Raw genomic sequence first — 2,332 nt, forward strand, 5'->3', positions numbered from 1 at the left:
TGTCAACGGCGCACGGAATCTCCTCAGAAGTGGCGCCGCAAAATTCCCCAGTTGGCGGGATGGCGATCAGCCGTCGACGTGATCAGCACCTCCGTCTTTTGGTGGCCGGCCCCGCCGTTTCAGGGTCGGGGGAATGGGGTTCGCGGTTGCCTGCGTTTTGTGTCGGATCGTCTCGGGGACGAGATCAGCATGTTCGCGTAGGCGATAGCTCGAGCCCTCGATTTGGATGACGACGGCGTGGTGAAGCAGGCGATCGAGCAGCGCGGTAGCGACGACGGAATCGCCGAAGATCTCTCCCCACTCGGCGAAGCCGCGGTTCGAGGTTAGGATCATAGCGCCTTTTTCATATCGGGCGTTGACGAGCTGGAAGAACAAGTTGCCGCCACCGGGAGTGACCGGGAGGTAGCCGATTTCATCGACGATGAGCAGCGCGAACCGGCAGTAGTAGCGGATCCGCTCGCGCAGAGCGCCGTCACGTTCGGCCTTGGCGAGCGAGGCGACGATATCGGCGAGGGAGCTGAAGTAGACGCTGCGCCCTGCCTTAACGGCCTCCACGCCGAGAGCGAGGCTCAAATGGGTCTTGCCGGTTCCTGGTGGCCCGATGAGATGGACCGCCTCGGCCCGATTAATGAACTGCAATCCGGCGAGCGCCAGGACGCGGTTTTTGTCGAGCGACGGTTGGAAGGCGAAGTCGAAGCCGGCGAGCGTCTTGATGGCCGACAACTTGGCCATTTGAACCGCCATTTTGATGCGACGGTTCTCGCGCATCGTGAGTTCTTCGGTGAGCAAGGCATCGATGGCGTCGAGGGCGCTAATTTCGCCGCGTTCGAGGCCGCGCAGGGTGACATCGAGGATTTCCAGGGCGCGCGGCATCTTCAGACTGACCAGGTTGGTCTTGACGCGCTCGATGACGGAGGAAGCACTCATCATACGATCTCCTGGGCTGCCAGGCGGCGACCGACGGCCGCGTAGAAGTCAAGCGAGCGACGAACGGCGTGGTCACCGGCGCGCGTGAGGGTGACGGGTTCTGCACTGCCTGGACGGCGTCGGCCGAAGCTGGCGAGCTTGCGATGTGCCGGATCGAGCCGCTTCTGGCCCCGACCTTCGAGCGGGGCATGACTTGCCACCAGCACGCTGCCCTCGAAGATGCGGATTTCGTCGGCGAGGACGTGGACGTCGAAGACCCGCCGCCGCGTCGTATCAGGCACGCTGTACAGATTGCCGCCGACGCTCACCATGCCTTCGTGCGAGGCCCGTCGCTCCAGATGCAACACCGCCCGGTAGGGCGCGCTCGGCAAGGCTTGCAGTGCCGCCTTTTCCTCGGCGAAGGCCTCATTGACGACCCGATGGGTCGTGGCATGCACCCGCGGATTGGCGACGGTATCCAGCCAATGGCGGAGCTGGCCGTTGAGGTCGTCCAGATTGCGGAAGACCCCGCCGAGGAAGAAGTCCTCGCGGATGTAGCGGAATGGCCGCTCGACCTTGCCTTTTGTCTTGGGCCGATAAGGCCGGCAAGCGCGCGGCTGGAAGCCATAATGGCGAGCGAGATCGACCAGCGCGCGGTTGTAGACCACGAGCCCCTCGGCGTCCTGGCCAAGGACAGCGGTCTTCATGCGGTCGTAGAGGATCTCGCGCGGAGCGCCGCCGATCGCTTCCAGAGCGGCGATATGGCAGCGAAGCACTGTTTGCAGATCCTGATGGACAACGAACCGCGCCCAGATCAGTCGTGAGTAGCCGAGCACCATCGAGAACAGCCAGACGATGCGCTTGACTCCTGGCTCATCGACAAACTGGACCTCGAACCTGGCGAAGTCGACTTGCGCCTGCTCACCTGCTGGAGTTTCAAAACGCACTTGGAAGGCTGCCGGCTGGGCAGGCCGCAGCTCGCGCACGCGATCGCGTACGATGCTGTAGCCGCCGACGAAGCCGCGTTCCTTGAGCTCACGCCACAGCCGCACGGCGGTGAGCGCAGGATAGGCAGCCAGCCGCTCACGCAAATAAGCTTCGAAGTGGTCGACAATTCCGGGCCGCACCGCTCGCTTTTTGTAGACCGGCGGCTCCAATCCTTTGGCGATGTAGGCCCTGACTGTCTTTCGATCGACACCAAGTTGCCGGGCGATAGCGCTGACCGACAGACCTTGGCGATGCAAATCCAGGATCATGACAAGTTCCCCAAGTTTGAGCACCGCGCCCTCCCTTCCGCCTGCAGGAGGAACGTCGGCGATTCGACGCGACGGCCGACCGGCCAGGGCATGCCCTGGCCGGTCGGCCGTCACGAAAACTGGGGAATTTTCAAATGCCATAAGTGGGGAGAATTACTCCGCCACTCACA

Annotated in this window: 2 protein-coding genes; both read right to left on the reverse strand. The window is 63.0% G+C overall.

Annotation, left to right across the window (positions count from 1 at the left end):
- Positions 1-66: 66 nt before the first annotated feature.
- Positions 67-930 (reverse strand): IS21-like element helper ATPase IstB, encoded by an 864-nt coding sequence (istB, locus tag EAV90_RS39040; RefSeq protein ID WP_407120139.1) that lies wholly within the window; start codon positions 928-930, stop codon positions 67-69.
- The gene (istA, locus tag EAV90_RS39045) at positions 927-2,186 is read right to left on the reverse strand and encodes an IS21 family transposase (protein ID WP_129146467.1); all 1,260 of its coding nucleotides are present in this window, start codon (positions 2,184-2,186) and stop codon (positions 927-929) included. The genes istB and istA overlap by 4 nt, the downstream gene beginning before the upstream one ends.
- Positions 2,187-2,332: the final 146 nt, after the last annotated feature.

Source organism: Bradyrhizobium vignae, from assembly GCF_004114425.1.
Lineage (GTDB): Bacteria > Pseudomonadota > Alphaproteobacteria > Rhizobiales > Xanthobacteraceae > Bradyrhizobium > Bradyrhizobium vignae.

Coding starts and splice junctions, on each gene's coding strand:
- istB (WP_407120139.1), bottom strand. CDS start 930: ATGATGAGTGCTTCCTCCGTCATCGAGCGCGTCAAGACCAACCTGGTC.